This is a genomic window from Lentzea sp. NPDC054927 (assembly GCF_053610285.1).
Genome location: NZ_JBSGXZ010000003.1, coordinates 113,066 through 138,546, shown reverse-complemented (window position 1 = coordinate 138,546; position 25,481 = coordinate 113,066). Strand labels below are relative to the sequence as shown.

Sequence of the window (25,481 nt, the reverse complement as noted above, 5' to 3'; positions counted from 1 at the left end):
CCTCACCTGGCCAGGAGGTGCTCGACGAGCCGCTCCTTGGCCAGGGCGAGGTGGCGCCGGTAGGTGCCGTACGGCACGCCCAGTCGTCGCGCGGTCGCCTTGTGGGTGCCGGACGCCGAGATGTAGGTGGCGGTGACGGCGTCGTGCGCTTTGACGCCGGCGGGGTCGACCCGCAGCGCGTCGAGGGCGGCCGTGATGGCGTCGCGCAGGTCCGTGACGGGATCGGCCGAGTCCGGTGACACCAGGTGCGACCGCAGCAGGACGCTGGTCGCGAACTCGCGGGGTGCACGCCACGTGCGCAGTGCTTCGAGCACGCCCTGCTCGAACGCCTCGCGCGGCAGGAGATCACCTGACCTCGGACCCCACGGGGCCGCGGGTGCGGCGGCACGGGCCCTGTCCTCGACCCACCGCTCCACGGACTGCCGTCGCCAGTCCCTGCCGAAGACGTGCTGCCTGAGCCCGTCGACCTCCACCGCCACCACCTCGTGCAGCCCGGCGGCGGTGAGGTGGTGCCGCCACCGTTCGGCGTCCTGGAAGACGGTGAAGGTCACCGCCCGTCCCTGGGTCCGCATCTCGGCCGCGACGGTGCGCCGGCCGATGAGGTCCATCAGCGGCGAGGGCCGTTCGTGCCCGCCCGGCTGCACCGCGAAGCGGCGGATGCCCAGGTGCTCGCCCTGGCGCAGGGGAGCGGCCGCTTCGACGTGCTCCCACAGCGCCGCGATCACCGGGTCGGCGGCCAGGTCGGCGGGCGACGGCGCGTCCAGCCGCAGGACGGCCATGAACCCCAGCGGCCTGCCTGCGGAGCGGTAGACGCGAAAGCCTTCCGGCTGGCGCCGGATCCAGTGCGCGACCGCGGACTCGTTGGCCATGCGCAGGATCTCGGGCACGTCGGCGGGGGCGAGAGGCGTGTCCTCGATGTGGGGATGGGCCCGCCAGTCGTAGAGGTCGTGCGGGCCGGCCTGGTCGCGGAAGAGGAACATCCACTCCGCGACGCGCAGGAGTGCGTCGTCCTCGGCGGCCCGGCGCACCGCGCTCAGGAACGCGACCGAGATGCGCGTGCGGACTTCCTGGTAGCGCTCGGGATCCCGCCACCGCAGATCGGCCGCGAGCGTGGATCGCACCGCGTCGTGCGGATGGAGTCCTTGGGGCGTGCTCTCGACGTACGGCTGTTGGCGCAGCCAGGAGAACACCGTCGCAGCGTCCTCGTCGCCGAGCACCGCGCGCAGCAGTTCCTCCCGCGTGACGTAGGCCTGCGCGAGGACGTCGAGGCCGCGTCGGTGCACACCACTCGGCAGATCGCCCACCAGCCGCTGCACCAACGTGGTCAGCACGTCACCGGTCGGCTCCGCCACCGCGGCGGCGGCTGGTTTCGACGCGGCGAGGGAGAGAACCAGCGGGTTGCCGCCCGCGAAGGCGACGATGGCGGCGCGGTGGTCCGGTGCGACGTTCCGTGCCGCGAGAAGGGAATGGGACTGGACGGCGTCGAGCGGTCGCACGGCCAGTTCGGTGAACACCTGCGCCCAGCCGGGATCCAGCGTCCATCCGGTGTCGGGGGCGATCCGGCTCGCGAGCACGACGACCGCTCCCTCCGCGAGCCGGAGCAGGAAGGTGTCGCGCAGCCACGTCTCAAGTCGCTGGGAGCGCTCGAAGGTGTCGATCAGGAGCACCGCACCGGGTACGACGCACGCCGTCGCGGCGGCCTCTTCCAGGCGGCGCGGATCCGCGTCGAGGAACCGAGCGTCGACCTGCACGACCTCGCGACCGGCGAGCTCCGCCTGCGTGGCGGCGTGGCGCAACAGCGAGGACTTGCCGATGCCGCCAGGACCGTGGACGTACGCCACGAGCGGAGCGTCGGCCGACCCGGACAGCATCCGGTCGAGCACCGCCCGCTCGGCGTCCCTGCCCACCAACGCTCCTGCTCGAGCCGCGGCCAGACGGCCGGCCAACCCCAGGCCCACGTTGATCAACACCGCCTCATGATCGCCGCCCGCGGCCCGGTCAGCCTGGGCCGGGTTGTCCCACCCTGATGATGGCAGGCCCGGTGGAGGCGCGGACGACGTCGTCGAGCCGTCCCGCGTCGGCCGAACCCGGTGCGGCGGTGAGCACCACCGCCTGAAGCTTGTCGCCGGGCACCTCCAGCAGAGTGCCGTCGAGCGCGATGTCACCCACGCCCGGATGCCGGAACACGGCTCGATTCTCATAGTTGGCAACGCTTCTCGGCGCCCGCCACAGGGTGTCGAACGAGCGGCTCGTGGTCCGCAGCTCGTCGACGAGCTCGGCGAGCGGCTCGTCGGCGGGGTAGCGCAGGGACGTGCTGTGCAGCCGGGCGGCGAGCGTGGCCCGGAACGCGGCCGCGTGATCGTCGTCGCGGCTGATCTCGCGGTGGGCGTGGGAGAACGTGCGCCACGCGACGTTCCAGTCCCGGGCCTGCCGGTTCGACGCTCCCGCTCCGAGCGCCATCCACGCGCCGTTGACGGCGACGACGTTCCACGCCGCATCCGTCAGGAACACGGGTGTGTCGGCGAATCGCTCGAGCAACCGCATCGCGGCGGACCCGGCCTCGCGCGGCACCCGCCCGTCCGCCGCCGCGTACCCGGCCAGCGCGCAAAGCCGTTCGTACTCGGCGGGCCTCACACGCAACGCACGGGCGATCGCGTTCACCACGGCGGCCGACGGGTGACGGCGCCCCTGTTCCAGCCGCCGCACGTAGTCCGCCGACACCCCGGCCAGCTCGGCGAGCTCCTCCCGCCGCACGCCACGAGCCCGCCGGCTGACGGGCGGCAACCCGATCGCGGCGGGTTTCGTGTTCTCGCGCAACCGGCGCACCTCCGCGCCGAAATCCTGCAACGCCATGACGCGAGTGTCCCTTATGGAGCAACTGCGGCCCGAGTTGTCGGGCTGGCCATCACCATGTCTGCGTTCACAGTTGTTTCAGTGTGGACCAAATAAATATTCCACCTGACCAGCGAACGGCGTAACGAAGACGCGCGCGTTCGCGAGAGCACCATGCACCAACGCGAAGGCGGGTCGGCATGGAGTTCATCGTTCACGGCAAGCGCGCTGCGGCACCGACGGGTGATGACTTCGCTGAGCTGTACGGCAGCGACTTCGCGAGTTACCGGACACGGGCCGACGTCAAGGTCGCCGGTGTGCGCGGCGGGGACGTCGCGCCGATCAGGCTGGACGGCGAGGGCAGCGACGTCGTCGAGGTGGAGGACGTCGAGGGCGTGGTGTCGTTCCACCGCGCGGACCAGCTGGTCAGGGCGGCGGGTGACACCGAGGTCACCGACTACCTGGAGTCGGCGACGCGGGCGCGGGGTGCGGGTGCGGGCCTGGCCGCGGTCCGGCGCGTCGAGGTCACGTTGCCGCAGGACATCGCCGAGAAGATGCGCGCCGTCGACAGGGCCGTCGGTGTGGACGTCGATCGTTCCGGCCTGCTCGGCGCGGGGCTCGGGATGGTGGCCGATCCGCTGGTCACCTGGACTGCGCGCAAGCTCATGCGCGAGGTGGTCGACTGGATCGACAAACCGGTCGGGGTCGACGCTCCCGTCGAGGTGTGGCGCCGCAAGCCGAAGCCACGTGGGGTGTACCGGGTCGACCCGGAGCTGCGGTTGCAGCCCGAGGCGCTGCTGAACGTCGCGGCGGAACGCGGCAATAAGCCCTGTCTGGTGTTCCTGCACGGCACGTTCTCGCACACCGAGGGCGCGTTCGGCGCGCTGCGCGGCACCGCGGAATGGCAGCGGCTGGTCGAGACCTACGAGGACCGGATCCTGGCGGTCGAACACGCGACGCTGGGTCTGACGCCCGCGGAGAACGCGCTGATGGCAGCGGAGTTCCTGCCGGAGAACACGCCGTTGCACCTGGTGAGCCACTCGCGCGGCGGGCTCGTGGGCGAGGTCCTGAGCTACGCGGCGGCGTACGAGCCCAACCTGAACCCGTACGGCGAGCTGGAACACCCGGACCGAGTGGCATTGCCCAAGCTGCGCGAGCTGGTCGCCGAGCGGAACCTCTCCGTGGAGCGGTTCGTGCGAGTCGCCTGCCCGGCGCGCGGTACGACGCTCGCGGCGCACCGGCTGGACCGGTGGGCGTCGTTTCTGTTCAACGTGTTCAAGCTCGTCCCGGTGCTGAGCGAGACCGGAACCGCCGCGCTGATCAAGAAGTTCCTGATGACGGTGCTGGAGCAGCGGACGGATCCGCGGATCGTGCCCGGCATCGAGGCCCAGATGCCGGAGTCGCCGTTCCTGCGGATGTTGCTGTCCGGCCGGGCGCTGAAGGACGGGCTCGGTTCCATCGCGGGTGACGTGCAGGCCAGCGGGATTCGCCGCAGGCTGCTGGTGATGGGCGCGGATCTGTTCTTCCGTCAGGACCACGACTTCGTGGTGCCGACGTCGTCGATGTCCGGTGGTGTCCGCCGGGCGACGCCGAGCAGTGCGTCGTTCAAGGGCGCCGATGTCAGCCACGGCACCTACTTTTCCAATGTGGACAGTCGAAAGGCGTTGCTGGGCTGGCTCACGGCCACGGCGGGACAGCGCGTGGCGTCGTTCGAGGAGCCCGTCGCGCCGGTGCCGCCCGCACCGGAGCGCGGCGGCCGGGTGGAGCCGAAGTGCGACGTGATCGTCGTTCCCGACCTGCTGGGGTCGCGGATCCGCGTCGGGGAGGTGGACACCTGGCCGGACGTCGGTGCGCTCGTGCGCGAGGGTGTGCGGGAGTCGTTCGCGGGCGAGGCGGTCGATCTCGTGGACGCGTACGTGCCTCTGACGACCGCGCTCGCCACGCAGCACAACGTGCGGACGCTGCCCTACGCAGCTGCCGAGTCCCCTGCCGAGCGGTTGGCCGGCGAGCTGCGGGCGGTGCTGGCGGAGAACAGGACGCCGCACGTGGTCGCGCACGGACTGGGCGCGCTCGTCGTCCTGGAGGCGCTGAACAGCGGCGATCTGCGCGAGCAATGGCGTGCGGCGGAAGGGCGTGCCGTGCTGCTCGGGCCTCCGTTGCAGGGCAGCTGGCTGGTCAGGGCCAGGTTGGCCGGGCGCGACGAGTTCACCGCGACGATCGCCCTGCTCGCGGGCACCACACCGGCGGAGGTCGGGACGTGGCTCGCGGAGTGGCCCACGATGGAGTTGTTGCAGCCGCGCGACGTGGTGGGCGACGAGGACTGGACGGGGATCAGCGCGGTCTACGGTTCCGCCGAGCTCACGGCTTCCGCGAGCACGGACTCCGGCGAGTTCACCTGTTCGACCGGTGGTGACGGGTTCGCCATGCCGGGCAGGGTGCCGGGGCTGGCGACGTGGCACGCGGTGGTGCCGCACGCCGACCTGCCCGGTGATCGTGACGTCGCCGTGTGCGTGCTGGAGCTGCTGGCCGGCCGCACGCCGACGAGGTTGCTCAGCTCGGCGCCGGCGGTGATGGTGTCCGACCGGAACCTGCCGGACTCGCGCGGGCGGATGCTGTTGCCGACCGACGGCGAGATCGTCCGGATGGCGTGGGGCGGAGGCAGCCGAGCCGCCGACCGCCAGGTGCTGCGGGTCAGCGTGGTGCACGGTGACCTCGAGTCGGTGCCGGGCCCGGTGCTCGTCGGCCACCAGGACGGCACTCCCGTCGGTGGCGCCGAGCAGGCGTTGAACGAGCGGTTGAACGGTGCGCTCAAACGGCGACTGGACATGCGTCAGTACCCGGGACCCCTTGGCACGTGCGAGGTGTTCGACTCCGAGCGCAGTCCGGCGGGTGTGGTGATCGGCATCGGCGACGCGGGTGATCTCACGCCGCGCGCACTGACGGCGAGCGTGATCCAGGCCGTGCTGCGCCTGGTCGCCGAACACCAGGACCGGGGCAGCGAGGAACCGCTGTCGCTGTCCGCGGTGCTGGTCGGGACGACGCTCGTGCCCGCGATGCCGGTGGAGAACTCCCTCATCGCGATCGTCACCGGTGTCCGCCAGGCCAACCGGAAGCTGCGCGATCTCAGGTCGCTGGTGTTCGTCGACGAGCTGAAGATCGTGGAGCTGTACGAGGATCGCGCGATCCAGGCGGCCAGGGCGGCGATCGGGCTCGCGGGCACCCTGAAGGGTGACGGCGCCAGTGACGTGGTCGTCGAGGGCAGGTTGCTGGAGGGAGGGGACGGCCGCCGCGGGATGCCCCGCCCGGAGTACCACGACGACACGTGGCGCACGGTCCGGATCGTCGCGGCCGATCCCGGCAGGCGGACGCGCGTCGCGGACGGGTTGGTGGAGCTGTCGTTCACCAGCATCGGCCGGGACGCGGGCGCGCAGCAGCGGGTCAACACGAGCCAGCGCCGGCTGCTCGACGAGCTGGTGGCCGAGGCCGTGGACAAGCCGGTCCAGGACGACCAGCTGTTCAACACGCTGTACGAGATGCTCGTGCCGAACGCGTTGAAGGAACAGGGATACGGCAGCGAGCACCTCAGCGTGGTCGTGGACGAGCAGGCGGGCGTGCTGCCGCTGGAGATGCTCGCGAGCCGTACACCGGACGAGGGTGTGCTGCCGCTGGCCGTGCAGGTCGGTGTGCTTCGCAGGCTGGAGACGCGGACGGCCACCGAGGGGATCCGGCCGTCGTCCGGGCGGGCCGCGCTGGTCATCGGTGACCCCGCGGGTACCGGTCTGAACAGGTTGCCCGCCGCCCGCCGTGAGGCCGAGCACGTGCGGGACCTGTTGCACCGCACCGGATACGAGGTCACCGCGATCATCCCTGGGCCGGACGCCGATGAGGACGTGGTCGGGATCCTGAACGCGTTGTTCGCCCGTGACTACCGGATCATCCACATCGCCGGGCACGGCAACTACGACCCGAAGGACGTGACCCGCGGCGGGGTGCGCATCGGCCGTGACACCTACCTCGGTCCGCTCGAGATCGCGAAGATGCGCACCACCCCGGACCTCGTGTTCGTCAACTGCTGCCACCTCGGCGCCATGCGGCCCCGCAGCCTGGGCGCGAAACCGTTGCAGGCGGACAGGTTCGCGTCCAGCATCTCCCGCCAGCTCGTGGAGAACGGGGTGCGGGCGGTGATCGCGGCCGGCTGGGCGGTGGACGACAAGGCCGCGCTGGTGTTCGCTGAGACGTTGTTCGGTGACCTGCTGTCCGGACGCGACCTGGGCGCGGCCGCGCTGGCGGCGCGCAAGAAGGTGTACGAGGACTTCAAGTGGACCAACACTTGGGGTGCGTACCAGGTGTACGGGCCGCCGGCGTTCCGGCTCGACCCGGCCCGGTCGCGGACCTCTCAGCTCCCGCCGCCGGTCGCGCGGCGCGAGCTCACGGACCGGCTGTACGACCTCAAGCGGCGGGCGACGAACTGCCAGGTCGACGAAGGCATCGTCCTGGGCGAGGACCTGGAGACCTTGCTGAAGCAGGTGCCGCCGAGCTGGCTCGGCGGCCAGGAACTGTCCGACGTCGGCGAGGTGTGGGGACTGCTCGCGAACTATCGCAAGGCGGTGGAGTACTTCCTCGTCGTTCAAGCCGACTGGGCCTCCGAGGGCTCGTTGCGGGCCATCGAGCAGCTGGTCAACATGCAGGCGAAGCTCGCCGTGGAGCTCGTGGTCCAGAGCGACGATCACGTGCCGGAGGCCAGGAAGCTGCTCGCGAAGGCCGAGGCAACCGCACGTGCGCTGCTGACACTGGGCGCGACCCCTGAACGCCACTCGATGCTCGGCGGGCTTGCCCGGCGGCGCGCCCGGTGCGCTCTGTCCGATGACGGGGCGCTCATCGCCGCTCTCGTCACCGCGCGCGATTGCTACCAGGCGGCGGTCGAGCTGAACAAGAAGAAGACCGGCAAGGTCGACTACTACCCGGCGCTCAACGAGCTCGTCTTCGGGTGGCTCGCGAACCTGCGCGACACCGGCCAACCGTTCGACAAGGCGCACGCGAAGAGCGTGATCAAGGGAGCCCGTGAGGAGGAGCAGGCCGGACCGAAAACGTTCTGGTCCGGGGTGCGGGCCGCGGACGCCCTGCTCGCCGAAGCGCTGGTGGACAACAAACTGCGAGTGGAGCAGGAACACATCAGGGCCGCCTACGAGGACGCGTTCGCCGAGTCGAGCGGCCGGGACCGGGCCACCGTGCTCGAACACGTGGACACCATCGCGCAGGCGTTGCCGGACAAGCGCAAGCGCGATGCGGCGGTGCTGCGGCAGTTGCGGGACCACCTGAAGGGCGTGACGTGCAACGGACGCGGGACGTCCCGCTGATCAAGAAGTACCTGTGCGAGCGCGTCGCTCGTGATGTGGGCCAGTTCTACTCCGCCGCTGCCTGACAGGGTCGTTCTCCTGCCCGTGATCAGGCCGTTCGACGTCGACTTCGCGGGCGGCCTCAGCGACGTGGGCGATTCCTGCTTTGATCGTTTGGGGGGTCGTGCCGGTCCACAGGGGGAGCGGGCGAGCCTCTTCTGCTCAAAGAGGGAAGAGGGCGAGATGGGTGTTGGCAGACCGGAACATCCGCTGGATCCGCAGGCGGGGCCGGTGCAACGGCTCGCGTGGGAGTTGCGTCAGCTGCGGCAACAGGCGGGAAAACCGACCTACCGGAGACTGTCCCAGCAGGCGCATTACTCGGTGACGACGCTCGCGGACGCGGCCAAAGGGGATCGCCTGCCGTCGCTGGAAGTGACGTTGGCGTACGTCATCGCGTGCGGGGGCGACCCGGTCGAGTGGGAGTCGCGGTGGCATTCGGCGGTGGCTGAGTCGCAGTCGTCCCAGCGAGATTCGCTCGGCAACGGAGAGGAGCAGGCGCCCTATCTCGGTCTGGCGAGCTTTCAGCCGGAGTCCGCCGACAGGTTCTTCGGGCGGGAGCGGATCGTCGCGGAGTTGGAGAGGAGGCTGGCTTCCCGGCGCTTCCTCGCCGTTGTCGGGGCGTCTGGCTGCGGAAAGTCGTCGTTGTTGCGGGCCGGGCTGATTCCTGCGCTGCCGGGGACCACGCGCGTCGTGCTGCTCACGCCTGGCGCGAAACCGTTGCAGGAGCTGGCGATCCGGCTGGCCGGGTTTGCCGGGGCGGACGTCGGAGGTGACCTCGAAGCGGTGGTGCGCCAGGAGCTCGCCGGTCTGCCTCCGGAGGCCGAGATCGTCTTCATCGTCGACCAGTTCGAAGAGGTCTTCACGCTCTGTTCCGACGACCGAGAACGCGACCTGTTCATCGACGCGCTGCTGACCGTGGCCGGGCGCGGCGACAGCCGGGCGCGCGTGGTGCTGGGAGTGCGGGCGGACTTCTACGGCCGCTGTGCCGAGCACGCAGGTCTGGTGGCCGCCATGCAGGACGCCGAACTGCTCGTCGGACCGATGACTCCGGACGAGCTGACCTCGGCGATCACGCAGCCCGCGGCCCGTTGCGGTGTCGTGCTGGAGAAGGCGCTGACGACCGCCGTGCTCGAGGACGTGGCCGGGCAGGCCGGAAGCCTGCCGTTGTTGTCGCACGCGCTGCTGGAGACGTGGCGTCATCGGCGGGGCAGCTCCCTCACGCTCGCCGGCTACGTGGCGACCGGCGGTGTGCGCGGTGCGGTGGCGCAGACCGCTGACCGGGCCTACGCGGCGCTGGATCGCGATCAGCAGCTCGCGGCGCGGCGAATCCTGTTGCGGCTGATCGTTCCTGGTGAGGACACCGAGGACACCCGGCGCCGGGTGTCCAGGGCCGAGTTCGACGACGACCCGCACACCACCGCGGCGCTGGACGAGCTGGTGCGGGCACGGCTGCTGACGCTGGGCGAGAACACGGTGGAAATCGCGCACGAGGCGCTCATCCGCAACTGGCCGAGCCTCCGCGGCTGGATCGACGAGGATCGGGAGCTGCTGATCGCCCAGCGCAGGCTCACCGAGGCGGCGGCGGAGTGGGAGCGCGGCGGGCGTGACGACGAGTTCCTCTACCGGCGCGCCCGGCTCACGGCGTGGGAGGACCGCGATCTCGGCAGGCTCAACGACTCGGAGCGCGTGTTCCTGGAGGTGAGCAGGCAGCGCGAGGATCGTGAACGGGCGCTGGCCCGGCACCGGAGCCGCCGCACGCTGATCGCCGCGGGTGTCGCCCTCGTGGTGGTGAGCCTGCTCTCGGTGCTCGCGCTGGTCTCGGCGAACCAGGCGACGCAGCAACGAGATCTGGCGTTGTCCCGGCAGCTGGTCGCCAACGCGCGAGCCCAGCTGGGGCTCAATCCGGAGCTCGCGCTGCTGCTCGCCCGGCAGGCGTACCGGATCAGGGCGACCGAGGAAACCGAGGCCATGCTCCGCCAGGCCACCATCGAGTCCAGGCTCGTGGCGACGGTGCCCGCCGGGCAGGGCGAGGTGTACAGCGTTGCCTTCGACCCGGATCGCAAGCACCTGGCCAGCGCCGGGACCCACGGCACCCTGCGGATCTGGGACCGCGCCGGAACGAGCTTGGCGCAGCACGAACCGGTGGTGGTGCCCGGCCGGCAGCGCGAGGCGGCGAAGCTCGCGTTCGCCGTGGACGGGAACCGGTTGGCGAGCGCCGGTGAGGACGGGGTGGTCCGGATCCGCGACCGGGTCAGCGGTGACGAGGTGCTCCTGCGAGGCCATCAGGGAGCGGTTCGCGGCGTCGCCTTCACCGCGGACGGGAAACTCCTCGCGAGCGCGGGCAACGACGGCACGGTGCGGGTGTGGGACGCGAACTCCGGGCGCGAGACCGTCGTGCTGCGCGGCCACGAAGGCCCGGTGTGGACCGTGGCGTTCACCGGTGACGGACGACTGGCCAGTGGCGGTGACGACGGGACGGTACGCGTCTGGAACATCGCCCGCGCACAACAGGAAGCCGTGATCCGTGCGCACGACGACACGGTGAAGCGGCTGGCGTTCAGCCGCGACGGCCGCCTGGCCACGGCGAGCGACGACGGCACGGTCAAGATCTGGAAGGACCTGGGCCAGAGCAGCCCCCTGGTGCTGCGCGGACAGGAAGGCACCACGGAGACGCTGGCGTTCAGCCCGGACGGGACGACCGTCGCGAGCGGAGGCCAGGACGGCGTGATCCGGGTCGCGAGCGTGGACAACCCCGTCGATCCGATGACCCTGCGCGGCCATCGTGGCGTCGTGTGGGACCTCGCCTACGACCCCGACGCGCCGTCGCGGCTGGTCAGTGCGGGCTCGGACGGCACCATCCGCTTCTGGGACGTCACGGGCCCAGGAGATCCGGTCGTGCTGCGCGGTCACACCGGCCGGGTCGCGCCGGCGGAGTTCAGCGGCGACGGACGGAAGGTGGTCACCGGTGGTCGGGACGCCACCGTGCGCGTCTGGCGATCGACAGGGGATGACCACCCGGTCGTGCTGCGCGGCCACGAGGGCGAGGTCTGGGACGTCACCTTCAGCGCCGACGGCCGGCGCGTCGCCAGCTCGGGCCAGGACGGGACGGTGCGGGTCTGGAACGGCGACGGCAGCGGTGAGCCGGTCGTCCTGCGCGGGCACGAGGGCGAGGTCTGGGACGTGGCGTTCAGTCCCGACGGACGACACGTGGCCAGCGCCGGGGAGGACGGAACTGTGCGCATCTGGACGTTCGACTCGAACGATGTGCCCGTTGTCGTTCTGCGTGGCCACGAACGCTCCGTCTACAACGTGTCGTACAGCCCGGACGGCAGCCGGCTGGCGAGTGCGGGCGTGGACGGCACGGTGCGGGTGTGGAACGCCGACAACACCGGCGAACCGGTTGTGCTGCGCGGGCATCAGGGCGGAGCGCGGTCGGCGATGTTCAGCCCCGACGGAAAGCAGCTGGTGACCGCGAGCGCTGATGGCGTGGTCCGGATCTGGCGATCTCTGTCGGACCGCGACCCGTTCGTGCTGGAAGGTCATCAAGGCCCGGTGGCGAGCGCGGTCTTCAGTCCGGACGGTCAGCGATTGGCGACCAACGGCAGTGACCGCACAGTGCGCATCTGGAAGACCAACGGCACCGGTGACTTCGTGGTGGTCAAAGGCTTCGGCACCTCGGTGAGTTCTCTTTCGTTCAGCCCCGACGGAACGAAACTGCTCACCGCACACGGCGACGGAACAGCACGAATTTCGCGCTGTGATCCGTGCCTGCCCGTCGCGGACGCCGTGAAGATGGCGGACAGCCGAATCTCCCGGGATTTCACCTCCGCGGAACGGAAAACGTTCCTCAACGAGTAGCGGGTTCGACTGCCGGATCGACTCCCGGATCGACCGTACCTTCGACCGGGACGAACGTTTGCTCTGGTCAGAGGGATGTAATTGTCCGAGGTTGTTTGTCCGGCACTGTGCGCGGGTGCCGGACAATGTTTGTGTCCGAACTATGAGTGGTGCCCGGCTGTGCAACGACGCCTCCCCGGCCTGGTCGATTAATCCGACTTTCAGACTGAAGGGTGGTTTCGTGCCCGGAGAACCAATCCGGATCGTCCTGGCTGCCGACGACGATTACGCATTCCCATTGGCGGCATCGGTCAGGTCGATCCTGGACAACTCGCACCGGGAAAGGCCACTCGAGGTCGTCGTCCTGTCGTGCGGGATCTCTGCGGAGTCCAAGCGCAGGCTGTCGGCGTCCTGGGACACCGGGGCGAACGGCCTCGTCCGTTTCCTGGACGTCGACGAGAGCAGCCTGTCGGCGTGGCCGACCTCGTCGTCGTTCCTGAACCACCCGACTTCGGCGACCTACGCCCGCCTCCTGTTGCCGCAGTTGCTTCCCAGCGACTGGGACAAGGTCATCTACCTGGACGTGGACACGATCACCCTGTCGCCGTTCGACGATCTGTGGGAACTGGACCTCCACGGGCTGCCGCTCGGCGCGGTCATCGATCCGTTCAACCCGTTGATCGGGAGCCCCAGAGGCGTGCAGTGCTGGGAGGAAGCCGGTCTCGATCCCGGCGCCCCGTACTTCAACGCCGGAATGCTGCTCATCAACCTGGCCGGGTGGCGACGAGATGAGGTCGCGGCCAGGGTGATCGATTATGTGGAAAAGCACGCCGAATGCATAGGACTGCTCGATCAGGAAGGTCTGAACGCCGTCATCAACGGCAATTTCCTCGCGGTCGACGAGTCCTGGAACATGATGGACGTCCGGTACGGGGCTCCGCATCCCGCGGCGGGCGTGACCGCTGCTCCGGCGGTCAGCGAAGCCGCACTGCGCCATCCCCGCGTCCGTCACTTCACGGGCAGGCGCAAACCCTGGAAAGCCGGCTACCTCATCCCCGATTCCGCGGATCTCTTCTTCTCCTACGCCGACCGGACCCAGTGGGCCGGGAGCCGGGCAGGACAAGAACCGAGCGAGGGGTCGGCACCGGCATGAGCTCCTGGACCGATGAACGACCACGAATTGTCATGACGTTATCGGAGGCGGTCAAAAAGTGACCAGCGCAGTCAGTTTTCTTTTTGACGTTCTGGAAGATCTCGGTGTCGGCCACGTTTTCGGGGTGCCCGGCCAGGCGATCATGTCGATCTACAACGAGCTGCACGACCGAGGCCACCCGGAGTCGGTGCTCTGTGCGCACGAGACGGGCGCGGCTTTCGCCGCCACCGGATGGGCGCAGGTCCGGGGCACCGTCGGCGTGTGCTGCGCGACGACCGGTCCCGGCGCGCTGAACCTGATGACCGGAGTCGCGACCGCGTACTCGGAGGGCATTCCGCTGCTGGTCCTGACCGGCCAGTCGCGGCTGGCCGCTTTCGGGACGAGGGCCTACCAGGAGTCCACGAGCTTCGCGCGCGGAGTGGACACCGTCGCGGCCTTCGCCCCGATCACCAAGAGCAGCAGCCTTGCGGTGAACCCGAACCAACTGGTGCGACTGTTGGCGAGCGGCCTGTCCGCAGCTCGGGACGGACGCGCCGGTCCCGTGCACATCAGCGTGCCGATGGAGCTGTGGGACCAGCCGGTGACGTTGCCGCATCTGGACCGTCTGCGCGCGCGCATCGTCGAAGACCAGCACCGGCCGTGCCCGTCCGCCGACGAACTGCACGCGTTGGAGAAGGAACTCGCCGACGCGACCGCGCCGGTCATCCTGGCCGGTCGTGGTGTGGCCAGCTCACGGGCAGGGGACGACCTCGTGCGGTTCGCCCGTGCGCGGAACATCCCGATCGTCACCACTGTGCGAGGCAAGGGCGCCGTGCCCGCCGGCACGCCGCTGGTGCTGGGTCACGTTGGCGCGGGCGGGGATCCGGCGTTGCCAGCGTGGTGGACACGGACGCAGCCCGACCTCGTCCTCGCGGTGGGGACGTCCCTGAGCGGCATGTCGCTCGGCGGCCTGGCGGGGTTCCCGGCACCTGGCCGGGTCGTCTCGGTCAACGTCGATGCCGAGGAAACCGGCATTCTGTGGCCTGCCGACAAGCTCCTGGTGGGCGATGCCGGAGCCGTGTTCAGCTCACTGACGAGCTCCGCCGCGGAGACGGCCGCCCCGCTGCTTCGCACGGAGCTGTTGACGACGACGTCCGCACCGGAGCCGGATGAGGTCTCTTCCGACGGCTCGTACGACGAGCACATGCATCCCGGGGAGGCCCTCACCGCGGTGCGAGATGCGCTTCCGGCCGACGCACGCGTGCTCCCGGACAGCGGCAGCCACTGGATCTGGGCGATGCAGATCTTCCGCGCCACGTACAGCAACGCGATCCTTCCCGGCCGGTCTCTCGGAGGGATGGGACAGGGCATCGCCGCGGCGATCGGCGCGAAGCTCGCCGACCCGGATCGGCCCGTGGTCTCGGTGACCGGTGACGGCAGCTTCCTGATGCACGCCGGCGAGGTGGCCACCGCGGTGAACCACGGCATCCCCGTGCTCTGGGTGGTCGTGAACGACGCTGCCCTCGGCCGCATCCGCACGGCCCAGATGCAGGACTTCGACGGGCGGGTCATCTCGACCGAGTTCCACGACATGGACTTCGCGGCGGTGGCCGCGGGGCTGGGACTGTGGTCCCGGCGGGTCGAGAAGCTGGACGAGGTCCCGGCAGCGGTCGGTGACGCGCTGGCCTCCGGCCGGCCCGCTCTGCTGGACCTGCGCGTCCGCCGGGCCGATCCTCCCCTGGGCGGATGACGCGTGGGCACTCATGGAGCAGTTCTGGTGACCGGCGCCAGCCGCGGCATCGGCCTGGCCACCGTCCGCCAGATCCGGAATTCCTGCGAACAGCTGATCCTCGTGGGGCACACGAAGGCTCCGACGGCGCCGGTCACCTGGACGGGATTCGGTGCGGAGACCTATCAGGTGGATCTGCGGGACCCCGGCGCACGGCTGCGGTTCCGCGAGCAGCTGGCCGCCCGCGACGGCCTTCCCATCACCGGATTCGTCCACTGCGCCGGCGGCGGTATGCCGGCCGCCGTGGAGGACGTTGACGCACAGGTGCTGCGCGATCTCTTCGAACTGCACGTCATGGCGTTCGTCGAACTCGCCCAGGACCTCCTGCCGGCGATGCGGAAGAGCGAGTTCGGCCGGATCGTGGCGGTCGGATCGCTGGCACCGCTGCGGCCCCGGTCGTTCATGGTTCCCTACGCGGCCACCAAGGCGGCCCTGCGCACCGCGGTCCAGTGCCTGGCAGCCGAGGTCGTCGGCGACTCGGTCCTGGTCAACTGCGTCAGCCCCGGCGGCGTGGACACCGACCTGGGCCGTGCCGGCCGGGAGCACCTGGCAGGGCTGTTCGAGCGGCAGGGCCGGCCCGCACCACCGTCGAGGCAGGGAGACCTGCCCCGTGGCCGTGCGGTCGAAGCCGCGGATGTCGCGCGTGCCATCGCGTTCCTCCTCGACCCGGAAAACGAAGTGCTCGCAGGCCAGGACCTGGTCGTCGCGGGCACCCATGTAATGCGCTGACCAAGGGAGAAGCCGAATGACGATCGAAGACACGGTCACCGAGAAGATCTGGACCACCGAAGCGGGGCAACTGCCCGTCCAGGAACGACCGTTCGGCACCATCGGCCACTTTCCGGCCAGCCAGGCGCGGCTGCGAGCGTCCTATGTGGAGGTACAGCCGGGCAATCCCGCGCCGGTGACGCGCCACGCGCTGTCGGGTGAGTTGGTCTACGTCGTGTCCGGGTCGGCGTCGGCCTACGTCGACGGCGAGGTCAAGGCGGTCGAGACGGGGACGACCCTCTACCTCCCACCGGGTACGGCCCACGGTTTCAAGGCATCCGGAGAGTCCGCCGTTCTCCTCGTCGTCCACGTCCCGTCCGTCCGTCCGGCGGAGGACCACGAGGCCGTTCTCCCGGATTTCGACGCGTGAGCCTCACAACGGGCGCGGAATACCTGCAACGCCTGAAGGACGGACGGAAAGTCTGGCTGGGCGGTGCGACGGTCACCGATGTGACCTCACACGAGGGCCTGACGCCGGCCGCTCGGGAGATCGCAGGGCTCTACGACCTGCAGCACGAGTCGCCGAGCCGGGAGCTGCTCACCGCGGAGCATCAGGGAGAGCACTGCGGTCGTGCGTACCTGCCTCCGTCCTCGGCCGAGGAGTTGGTGGCCCGGCGCGAAGGTTTCGAGGTCTGGGCCCGTGCGTCGTTGGGGATGCTGGGCCGCAGTCCCGACTACATGGCGACCTGCCTGACCGCCTTCGCGGCGAACCAGACGTTCTTCTCGGCCAGGGGCAACAAGGGATTCGCGGAGAACCTGGCCCGGTACCACGAGGACGCGCGGCGACGGGACCTGTGCCTGTCCCACACGTTCGCGGGCCCGCGCATCGACAAGAGCAAGACGGTCTCCGGGCAGGGCGGCCGCACAGCAGCCGCCCTGCGGGTCGTCGGCGAGACGGACTCAGGTCCGATCGTCCGGGGCATGCGGAGCCTGGCAACGCTTGCGCCGCTCGCCGACGAACTTCTCGTCTTCGGCGCTGGCCGTCCTCTGGAAGCGGGGGAGGAGGACTACTCCATCTCCTTCGCGATTCCGATGGACACCCCGGGTTTGCAGCTGGTCTGCCGGGAACCGTTCACCCGCAAGGGAAGTGTCGACCACCCGCTGGCCTCGCGCTTCGACGAGATGGACTGCGTGGCGATCTTCGAGGACCTGGTCGTCCCGTGGGAGCGGGTCTTCGTCTATCGCGACGTCGAACTGGACCGGAACTTCAAGGTGGCCACCCATTTCAACGAGCACGTGGGACAGCAGGTGCTTGCCCGGCGTGCGGTGAAGATCCAGCTCGTCCTGGCGACCGCGTCCGCCGTGGTCGAAAGCACGGGACTGGCGAAGGCCGACGAGCCGCGCCGCAGGCTCGGCGAGATCGTCACCGGCCTGGACCTGACCAAAGCCTGCCTGAGGGCGGCCGAGGCCGACGCTTTCACCACGGACTGGGGAATGTGCGTGCCCGCCACCCAGCCGATTCTGGCAGGACTTCGCGTCAGCAAGGACGTGTACGCGTCCGCCGTCGACACGCTGCGCGACCTGTCGGCCTCAGGGTTGTTCATGACCCCCACGTCGGCGGATCTGGAGGGCCCGCTCGCGGCCGCGATCAGTCAGTACTACCGCGGCGCGACGATGGACGGCCATGAACGGACACGCGTCTACCGGCTGGCGTGGGACCTCGTCGGTGAGGCTTTCGGTTCCCGTCAGGTCCTCTTCGAGAAGTACTTCCTGGGCGATCCGTCGCGCTCGTATTCGGCGGCTTGGGATCAGTGCGACAAGAAACAGCTCAGCAGCTTGCTGGAAGACGCTTTGAGGACAGCACCGTGACCATTCGGCTTGCCTCCGTTGTAGGAGGAGACGTTTCCCTGCTGCCGCACTCGTTGGCGCACTACACCGCCCTGGGGGTCGAATCCTTCCACGTCGTCCGCCACGTGGCGGACGGGCAGGACCCTGCTCTCCGTCCGTCCGTGTCGACCATGGCGGACTTCGGGCTCGAGTTCGACAGCGTCGAAGTCGGTCCCTGGCACGAAGATCTGAACGCGCAGCTCATCCGGGGGCTGATGCGGCGACATCCCGATGACTGGTGGGTCGTCGCGGATCTTGACGAGTTGCACGTCTACGACCGCACCTTGACCGAGGTCATCGCGCTGTGTGAGGAGAACGGCCACGACTACGCAACCGGCGCTTTCCTCGACCGGGTCAGCGAAGACGGCCGGCTCACGGCGGTGGAACCGGTCGAACGCCGCTCGCTGTGGGCTCAGTACCCCATGGCGGGGCTGCTCACCCTCCGGTTGCTGAACGGACGGCCGACCAAGGTGACGCTCGCGCGCGGCTCGGTGGAACTGGACCACGGCCAGCACCGGGCGTGGACCGGGAAAGCCGCGCCGGTCGGAGATCTTTGCGCCCAGGTGCACCACTTCAAGTGGACGGCATCGGTGCGGGACCGCCTGGAGGAACGGGCGGAGGCGTACTCCTCGGGGAAGTGGAAGCTGCTCCACGATTCCATCGTCGGCGAGTCCGAGGCATTCCTGCGGTACCTCAGGGATCACGACGGACGAATCGACGTCGGTGACAGTCGCTTCGCCTTCCACTCCTGCGACGCGGACTATTCGAAATACCCCGACTGGCCCGACGTGGCCGAGCGCATCTGGTCGGTCTACCGCAGCCGGGATGCCGGAGCGCGCGACCGACGGGCAGCCCGGAAAAGCGTGGGTGAGGCGGTATGAACGCAAGAACAGGTGTGGCCCCGATCCTCTGCGCGATCGACGACGGCTACGTGGAGCCGTTGCGCACTCTGATGCGGTCCATCGCGGTTGCCCACGGTCCGGCTGTCGGCGAACTGAGGCTTGTCGTCCTGAGCCAGGGACTCGGGCCGGAGACCGCGTCATCGATTCTGCGCGACGCCGGAAGTCTGGGCCTGCCGGTCGAGATCCGGCCCATCCCCGACTCCGATCCCGGCCTGCCCATCGGCGCCTGGTACAGCAGGGCCATCTACGCGCGCATGACCATTCCAAACGTGCTCGAGGACGAGTCACGCGCCCTCTACATGGACGTCGACACGCTGGTGCTCGCCGACCTGCGCCCGCTGCTCACCCGCGACCTGGGCGGCCACCCGATCGGAGCGGCCCGCGACCCGATCAGCCCGCTGATCGGGCACGGTCCCGGTATCCCGGGGTGGAAGGCACTCGGCCTCCCGCAGGGCCGCGCCTACTTCAACAGCGGTGTCATGCTCCTGGACCTCGCCCGGATCCGTAGCTCCCGCCTGTTCGAGCGGGCGCGCGAGTTCCTCGCCGAACACCCCGACAAGGTGCACTTCTTCGACCAGGACGCGCTCAACTACGCCGCCGACGGCGACTGGCACCGGATCGAGTCCCGCTGGAACACCTTCGCGATGTCCCCTCGCGGACCCGAGTACGTCCACCCGTGCGAGGACGTCAACCCCCTCGCCGGACTCGTCGAGGACGAGAAGAGCGCCGCCGTCATCCACTTCGCCGGCCGCAGGAAACCCTGGCACGACACCTACCCGGCTTCCGAGCTGCGGGATCTGTACCGCCGTTTCCAGCCCGCCGCCGAGGATGCGATCCGCACGTGAGCGAACACTACGACGTGATCATCGTCGGTACCGGCGCCGGCGGTGGGACTCTCGCCAATGTCCTCGGGCACGCCGGAAAGCGCATTCTGCTGCTGGAGCGCGGTGAGTTCCTGCCGCGCGAGAAGGAGAACTGGGACCCGGACCAGGTTCGCGCCAACGGCCGGTACGTCTCGCGGGACACGTGGTACGACGACGAGGGACGCCCGTTCCAGCCCAAGGTCTACTACTTCGTCGGTGGCGCCACCAAAATGTACGGTGCGGCGCTGTACCGGCTGCGTCCTGGTGACTTCGGCGAGGTCCGGCACATCGACGGGCTGTCGCCGGCGTGGCCACTCGGCTACGACGACTTCGAACCGTGGTACACCAAGGCGGAATGGCTTTACCAGGTGCACGGCACGCACGGCGCGGATCCCACCGGTGGGCACTGGTCGAAGGACTACCCCTGGCCCGCCGTCTCCCACGAGCACAGCATCCAGCGGCTCAGCGACGATCTGGAGAAAGCGGGATACCACCCGTTCTCCGCCCCGTGCGGCATCCTGCTCGACGAGGTCAACCGATCGAAGAGCGCGTGCATCCGGTGCGGCACCTGTGACGGTTTTCCCTGCCTGCTGCACGCGAAATCGGACGCGGAGGTCATCGGCGTCCGGCCCGTTCTCGACCTGGACAACGTCACCCTCGTGGTCGACGCCGAGGTGCAGCGACTGACCACCGGCCCTTCGGGCAGGGCTGTCACCGGAGTCGTCGTCTCGCGCGCGGGGGAGACCGAGACCTACAGCGGGGACGTCGTGGTGCTCGCGGCAGGCGCGGCCAACACCGCCCGCATCCTGCTGCGCTCAGCGTCCGAAGCCCACCCCGGCGGCCTGGCCAACGGCTCCGGCCAGGTCGGCCGCAACTACATGTTCCACAACAGCAACCCCGTGCTGGTGATCGCCAACGAGCCCAACAACACGGCGTTCCAGAAGACCTTGGGGCTCAACGACTTCTACTTCGCCGGCGACGACAGGCCCTGGCCGCTGGGAAACATCCAGATGGTCGGCAAGTCCAGCATGGCGGCCAGGCACGCGGATCCGAGGCTGTCGACGCTCGGCTTGCCGCTCACCCCGGCGGAGATCGCCGGCCACGCCGTCGACTTCTGGCTGACCACCGAGGACCTGCCGAAACCTGACAACCGGGTCACCGTCGACCGGGACGGGAACATCCACCTGACCTACCAGGTGACCAACCAGCCAGAGGCGGACGGGCTCGGCCGTGAGCTGAAGACGGCCATGAGCCGCATCGGCATCGCCGCCGACCGCGTGCTCGGCAAGAACTTCTTCCAGCACAAGGCCAACCCGCTCGCCGGCGTCGCCCACCAGGCGGGCACCTGCCGGTTCGGTGCCGACCCCGCGACCTCGGTGCTCGACCTCAACTGCAAGGCGCACGAACTGGACAACCTGTACGTCGCCGACGCGAGCTTCCTGCCGAGCATGGGCGCGACGAATCCGGCGCTGACCGTCATGGCCAACGCGATCAGGGTCGGCGAGCACCTGCTCGAGCGGCTGAGCTAGTGACTGGAAAGGACCTGCATTGCGCTTCGGCCTGATCGGTACCGGTTCCTGGGCGAACTTCACGCACGCGCCCGCTCTCGCTTCCACTCCCGGCTCGACCTTGGACGCCGTCTGGGGGCGCAATCCCGGCGCCACCGCCGAACTCGCGGCGCAGCACGGTGCTGTTGCGTTCACCGACTTCGACGCGTTCCTGGACGCGGTCGACGCCGTCGCGTTCGCGGTCTCGCCGCGCGCTCAGCCGTCCTTGGCGATCCGCGCCGCGCGGGCGGGCAAGCACGTGCTGCTGGAGAAGCCGATCGCGCTGACCCCGCAGGACGCGGATGCGCTCGTCTCGGCCATCGATGACGCGGGTGTCGCCTCGGTGGTCTTCTTCACCTGGCGCTTCAACCCCGACATCCGCGCGTGGCTCGCCGAGGTGCGGGAGTCGGAAGGGGGCTGGGCCGGCGGTGCCGCGCTCTGGCTGGCCACGTCGCTGCTGCCCGGCTCGCGGTTCAACACCGCGTGGCGACAGGAGACGGGCGCGCTGTGGGACGTCGGCCCGCACCTGGTCGACGTGCTGGGAGCGTGCCTCGGCCCGGTGACCTCGGTGACCGCGGTGCCGGGCGGCGGCGAGGTGAGTCACCTGGTGCTCCAGCACGTGACGGGCGCGTCGTCGACAGCCACGATGACGCTGAGCGCGCCCAGGGCGGCATCCGGACCTGATCTCTTCCTCTGGGGCCCGTCCGGCCGTTCGGCCATGCCGGTCGGCTCGGTCGATCCCCAGCAGTCAATGCGGGTCGCGGCCGCGGAACTCGCCGCCGTGGCGGCTTCCGGTCAGCGCTCCCACTCGTGCGATGCGCGCTCCGCCAGGGACACCGTCCAGGTTCTGGCCGAGGCTGAGAAACAGCTTCGCGGCTCGATGGCGGGGATCTGAGCGTGCAGAGCTGGTGGCACATCTACAAAGACGAACGAATTGAGCCGCGGCTACAACTGCTGCGGGAGTTGCGCGGTGTGGCCGGTCCGCTGGCCATCTGGCTCGCGCTGCTGAACGTGCTGGTCGGTGTGCTCCCCGGCGGTTTCATGATCGCGTCGAGCATCGTGGTCGGCCGCGCGCCGGCCGCGGTCGTGGGCGGGCTCGGGTCGCCGGCGTGGGGTTCGCTGGTGGTGGCGTTCGCGGTGTCCGCTGGTCTGCTGTTCGTTCAGCAGCTGCTGGCTCCGCTGTCGGTGTCGCTCGGGCGGGTGCTGAAGCACCGGGTCGACGGCGAGTTCCACGACCAGATCCTGGCGGCGTCACTGCGGAGCACTGGGATCGCCGGGCTCGAGGACCACAAGGCCGCAGGCGACCTGTGGCTGGCTGCGGAGCAGTTGGAACGCGGCCGCACGCCGGGTGACGCGGCAGCGGGCACGGTGGCGTTGGTGGTCAAGTACGTGCAGCTGGCCACGTACACGGTCCTGCTGGGGATCGCGGCTTCGTGGTGGGCCGCGGCCGTGGTCTGCCTGGTCACGATGACTTTCCGGGTCGGGCACCGGGCGGTGGTCCGGGTCTACACCCGGCTGCGCCCGGTGCTGGGCCCGCTGCGCCGTGAGGCGATGTACTTCCGCGAGCTGGGCACGGGACCTGGCGCGGCCAAGGAGACGCGGGTGTTCGGGTTGACCGGCTGGCTCACGGAGCGATACCGCGCCAGCGCCATGGCCGCGCTGCGACCGGTGTGGCGCGAGCGCAGGACGGCGAACGGCGTCGCGTTCGCGTGGCGGACGGTGTTCGGCGTGATCATGGCCGCACTGGTGCTCACCTGGATGCTGCGGTCGGCCGCCGCCGGTCAGTTCTCCCTGACCCACCTGGTCCTGGCGGTCCAGGCAACGCTCGGGGCGATCTCGCTGGGCGAGTTCTACCACGAGTCGGACAACGGCACGCAGTTCGGCATGCAGTCGGTGAGCGCGCTGCGCCGGTTCCAGGAGGCGACCGCTGCGTTCGAGGCCCCACCAGCCGTTGAGACAGCCGAGCCAGTCGGGCCGCTCTGTGGCGGCATTCGGTTCGAGAACGTGTCGTTCGCTTACCCCGGCAGCGAGCGTCTGGTGCTCGACGGACTCGATCTGACCATCCACGCCCGCCAGTGCACGGCTCTCGTCGGTCTGAACGGCTCGGGGAAGACGACCCTGGTCAAGCTGCTGTCCCGGCTGTACGAGCCGACGAGCGGCGCGATCCTGGCCGACGGCCGGGCCATCGCGTCGCTGGACGTCGACGCGTGGCGGCGCCAGATCGCGGTCATCTTCCAGGACTTCAACCGCTACGAACTGTCCGCTGTGGACAACATCGCGTTCGGTGCCGTCGAGCAGCCGGCCGATCCCGGACGGGTGGCCGCGGCCGCTCACAGGGCCGGCATCGGCGAGGCGATCGCGAAGCTGCCGCACGGCATCGGGACGCTGCTGTCGCGCCAGTACGCGGAAGGGGCCGAGCTGTCCGGCGGTCAGTGGCAGCGGATCGCGATCGCCCGTGCCCTGTACGCGATGGACCACGGAGCGCAGCTGCTCGTCCTGGACGAACCGACCTCGGCGCTGGACGTACGGGCCGAGGCGGCCTTCTACGAGGAGTTCATCGCCAACGCCAGAGGACGGACGACACTGCTGATCTCGCACAGGTTCTCGAGCATCCGGCACGCGGACCGCATCGTGGTCCTCGAGCACGGCCGGGTGATCGAGGACGGCACCCACCAGAGCCTGCTGGACGAAGGCGGACGGTACGCCGGGCTGTACCACCTCCAGGCGCGGCGGTTCCAGGCCGGAGAAGACATCGACGACCAGGCCACCGAAGGGGCGCAACGGTGATCGCCGCACTGCGCGCCACCGGCGAGATCATGGCAGCCGCCTGGCGGGACAGCCCTGGCCGGATGGCGTTGTCGGTGGTGCTGATGATCCTCGGCGGTGCCGCGGCGCCGCTCCTCGCGCTCGCGCTCAGGGACGGGATCAACCAGGCGGTGGCCGGTGATGTGACGGGCGCGGCCCTGACCGGCGGGGTGGTCGGGGCACTGGCTGTCTGCTCACTCATGGTGCAGCACTTCGCTTTCATCCCCTACGGGGAGGCCGCCGACCTCGTCACCGTCACGATGGACAGCGAGCTGATCGAGCTCGCCAACGGCTCCGCGGGCCTGGAGCACCACGAGCGACCCGACTACGCGGACGAGATCGCCCTGCTGCGCAAGGAGATCGGGCAGTATCCGGACGCCCTGGTCGGGCTGATGGCGCTGCTGTCGCTGGGGGTGTCCATGGCGTTCACGGCCTGGCTGCTCGCCTCGGTCAGCCCGTGGCTGATGCTGCTGCCGGTCGCCGCGCTGCTGCCGGTGTACGCGACTCACCGTGCCCAGAACGTCCAGAACGGAGCCAGGGAACGCTCCGCCACCGTCTCCCGGCAGGCCCGCAACCTCTTCGAGCTCGGGACCGGCACTGCGCCTGCCAAGGAGATCCGCGTGTTCCGGCTGCAGGACGAGTTCCGGCGCCGCCACCGCGCGCTGTGGGCGGACGAGGGCCGGGTGCTGGCCCGCGCCGAACTGCGGTCGGCACTCATCGAGGCGGCCGGGCAACTGGCGTTCTCCGCCGCGTACATCGCGGCGGTCCTGCTTTCGTTGCGCCAGGCCATTTCCGGGCATGGCAGCGTCGGCTCCGTAGTCCTCGTCATCATTCTCGCCACCCAGGTGAACCGGCAGGTCAACTCCGCCCTGGAGATGTTCCGGCGGCTGCAGCGCATGACGCGCGGCATGACCCGGCTGCGCTGGCTGCGCGCCCTGATCGCCGCCCAGCAGCCGCCACCCGCCGACGCCGCGGTACCCGGCTCCATCCTCACCGGCATCCGGTTCACCGACGTGGCATTCGCCTACCCGGGCACGGGACGGGCCTCACTTCAGGAGGTCGGCCTCACGCTGCCCGCCGGGTCGACCGTGGCGATCGTCGGCGAGAACGGCGCCGGGAAGACCACGCTGGTCAAGCTGCTGTGCCGGTTCTACGACGCCACCGCGGGCGCCATCGACCTCGACGGAACCGACATCCGCCGGTTCCCGCTCGACGCGTGGCGGGCCCGGATCGCGACCGGATTCCAGGACTTCGTCCGGTTCGAAGTCGCCGCGCGGCACACCGTGGGGGTGGGCGACCTCCCCTTCCTGAACGACGACAACGCCGTGCTCGCCGCGGTGGACCGCGCCAGCGCCGCCGGCGTGATCGACCAGCTCGACCGAGGACTGGCGACCCAGCTGGGCAAGACCTACGCCGACGGCAGGGAACTGTCCGGCGGCCAGTGGCAGAAACTCGCGCTGAGCCGCGCCATGATGCGCGAGGCCCCGCTGCTGCTGATCCTCGACGAGCCCACTTCCGCACTCGACGCGGAGGCGGAGCACCAGCTGTTCGAACGCTACGCAGAGCACGGCCGCCGCATCGGCGAGGCCAACGGCACCATCACCGTTCTGGTGTCGCACCGCTTCTCCACCGTCAAAATGGCCGACCTGATCATCGTCGTGGCCAACGGGCACATCGCAGAAGTCGGAAACCATGCCGAACTTCTCGAACTCGGCGGTACGTACGCGAGCCTGTACGGCTTGCAGGCGGAGGCCTATCAGTCCTGGAGAGTCCACTGAGGAAC

Annotated in this window: 15 protein-coding genes; 13 read left to right on the top strand and 2 right to left on the bottom strand. The window is 69.7% G+C overall.

Annotated features, from left to right (window positions below):
* Nucleotides 1-2: 2 nt before the first annotated feature.
* Both ACWGE0_RS06945 and ACWGE0_RS06940 read right to left on the bottom strand, forming a co-directional pair.
* Nucleotides 3-1,970, bottom strand: coding sequence for an ATP-binding protein (locus tag ACWGE0_RS06945; protein WP_452259982.1), 1,968 nt, complete (start codon nt 1,968-1,970; stop codon nt 3-5).
* Between the two features lie 28 nt (nt 1,971-1,998).
* On the bottom strand, nt 1,999-2,853 hold the full coding sequence (locus ACWGE0_RS06940) for a helix-turn-helix domain-containing protein (RefSeq protein ID WP_452259981.1): 855 nt from the start codon (nt 2,851-2,853) through the stop codon (nt 1,999-2,001).
* Between the two features lie 179 nt (nt 2,854-3,032).
* Here ACWGE0_RS06940 and ACWGE0_RS06935 point away from each other — a divergent pair, with 179 nt between their 5' ends.
* From ACWGE0_RS06935 to ACWGE0_RS06875, 13 genes are all read left to right on the top strand, one after another.
* Entirely contained in the window at nt 3,033-8,189 is a 5,157-nt protein-coding gene (locus ACWGE0_RS06935) for a DUF7379 domain-containing protein (RefSeq protein WP_452259980.1), read from the top strand.
* Nucleotides 8,190-8,411: 222 nt separating this feature from the next.
* Entirely contained in the window at nt 8,412-12,086 is a 3,675-nt protein-coding gene (locus tag ACWGE0_RS06930) for an nSTAND1 domain-containing NTPase (RefSeq protein ID WP_452259979.1), read from the top strand.
* Nucleotides 12,087-12,306: 220 nt separating this feature from the next.
* Entirely contained in the window at nt 12,307-13,218 is a 912-nt protein-coding gene (locus ACWGE0_RS06925) for a glycosyltransferase family 8 protein (protein ID WP_452259978.1), read from the top strand.
* A 58-nt stretch (nt 13,219-13,276) separates the two neighbouring features.
* A complete protein-coding gene (locus ACWGE0_RS06920; protein ID WP_452259977.1) occupies nt 13,277-14,947 on the top strand; it encodes a thiamine pyrophosphate-binding protein in 1,671 nt (556 codons plus the stop codon).
* Nucleotides 14,948-14,974: 27 nt separating this feature from the next.
* Nucleotides 14,975-15,715, top strand: coding sequence for an SDR family NAD(P)-dependent oxidoreductase (locus tag ACWGE0_RS06915; protein WP_452259976.1), 741 nt, complete (start codon nt 14,975-14,977; stop codon nt 15,713-15,715).
* Between the two features lie 16 nt (nt 15,716-15,731).
* Nucleotides 15,732-16,124, top strand: a complete 393-nt coding sequence (locus tag ACWGE0_RS06910) for a cupin domain-containing protein (RefSeq protein ID WP_452259975.1) — start codon at nt 15,732-15,734, stop codon at nt 16,122-16,124.
* Complete coding sequence (locus tag ACWGE0_RS06905; protein ID WP_452259974.1) at nt 16,121-17,563, top strand: 4-hydroxyphenylacetate 3-hydroxylase family protein; 1,443 nt, start codon at nt 16,121-16,123, stop codon at nt 17,561-17,563. Before ACWGE0_RS06910 ends, ACWGE0_RS06905 begins: the two co-directional genes overlap by 4 nt.
* A gap of 149 nt (nt 17,564-17,712) precedes the next feature.
* Entirely contained in the window at nt 17,713-18,462 is a 750-nt protein-coding gene (locus ACWGE0_RS06900) for a hypothetical protein (RefSeq protein WP_452259973.1), read from the top strand.
* Entirely contained in the window at nt 18,459-19,328 is an 870-nt protein-coding gene (locus ACWGE0_RS06895; RefSeq protein WP_452259972.1) for a glycosyltransferase family 8 protein, read from the top strand. Before ACWGE0_RS06900 ends, ACWGE0_RS06895 begins: the two co-directional genes overlap by 4 nt.
* Nucleotides 19,325-20,875: a GMC oxidoreductase gene (locus ACWGE0_RS06890; RefSeq protein WP_452259971.1), complete on the top strand. Its 1,551-nt coding sequence runs from the start codon at nt 19,325-19,327 to the stop codon at nt 20,873-20,875. Before ACWGE0_RS06895 ends, ACWGE0_RS06890 begins: the two co-directional genes overlap by 4 nt.
* A 19-nt stretch (nt 20,876-20,894) precedes the next feature.
* Entirely contained in the window at nt 20,895-21,788 is an 894-nt protein-coding gene (locus ACWGE0_RS06885; RefSeq protein WP_452259970.1) for a Gfo/Idh/MocA family protein, read from the top strand.
* Nucleotides 21,789-21,790: 2 nt separating this feature from the next.
* The gene (locus tag ACWGE0_RS06880; RefSeq protein WP_452259969.1) at nt 21,791-23,680 is read left to right on the top strand and encodes an ABC transporter ATP-binding protein; all 1,890 of its coding nucleotides are present in this window, start codon (nt 21,791-21,793) and stop codon (nt 23,678-23,680) included.
* On the top strand, nt 23,677-25,476 hold the full coding sequence (locus ACWGE0_RS06875; RefSeq protein WP_452259968.1) for an ABC transporter ATP-binding protein: 1,800 nt from the start codon (nt 23,677-23,679) through the stop codon (nt 25,474-25,476). The genes ACWGE0_RS06880 and ACWGE0_RS06875 overlap by 4 nt, the downstream gene beginning before the upstream one ends.
* Nucleotides 25,477-25,481 lie beyond the last annotated feature (5 nt).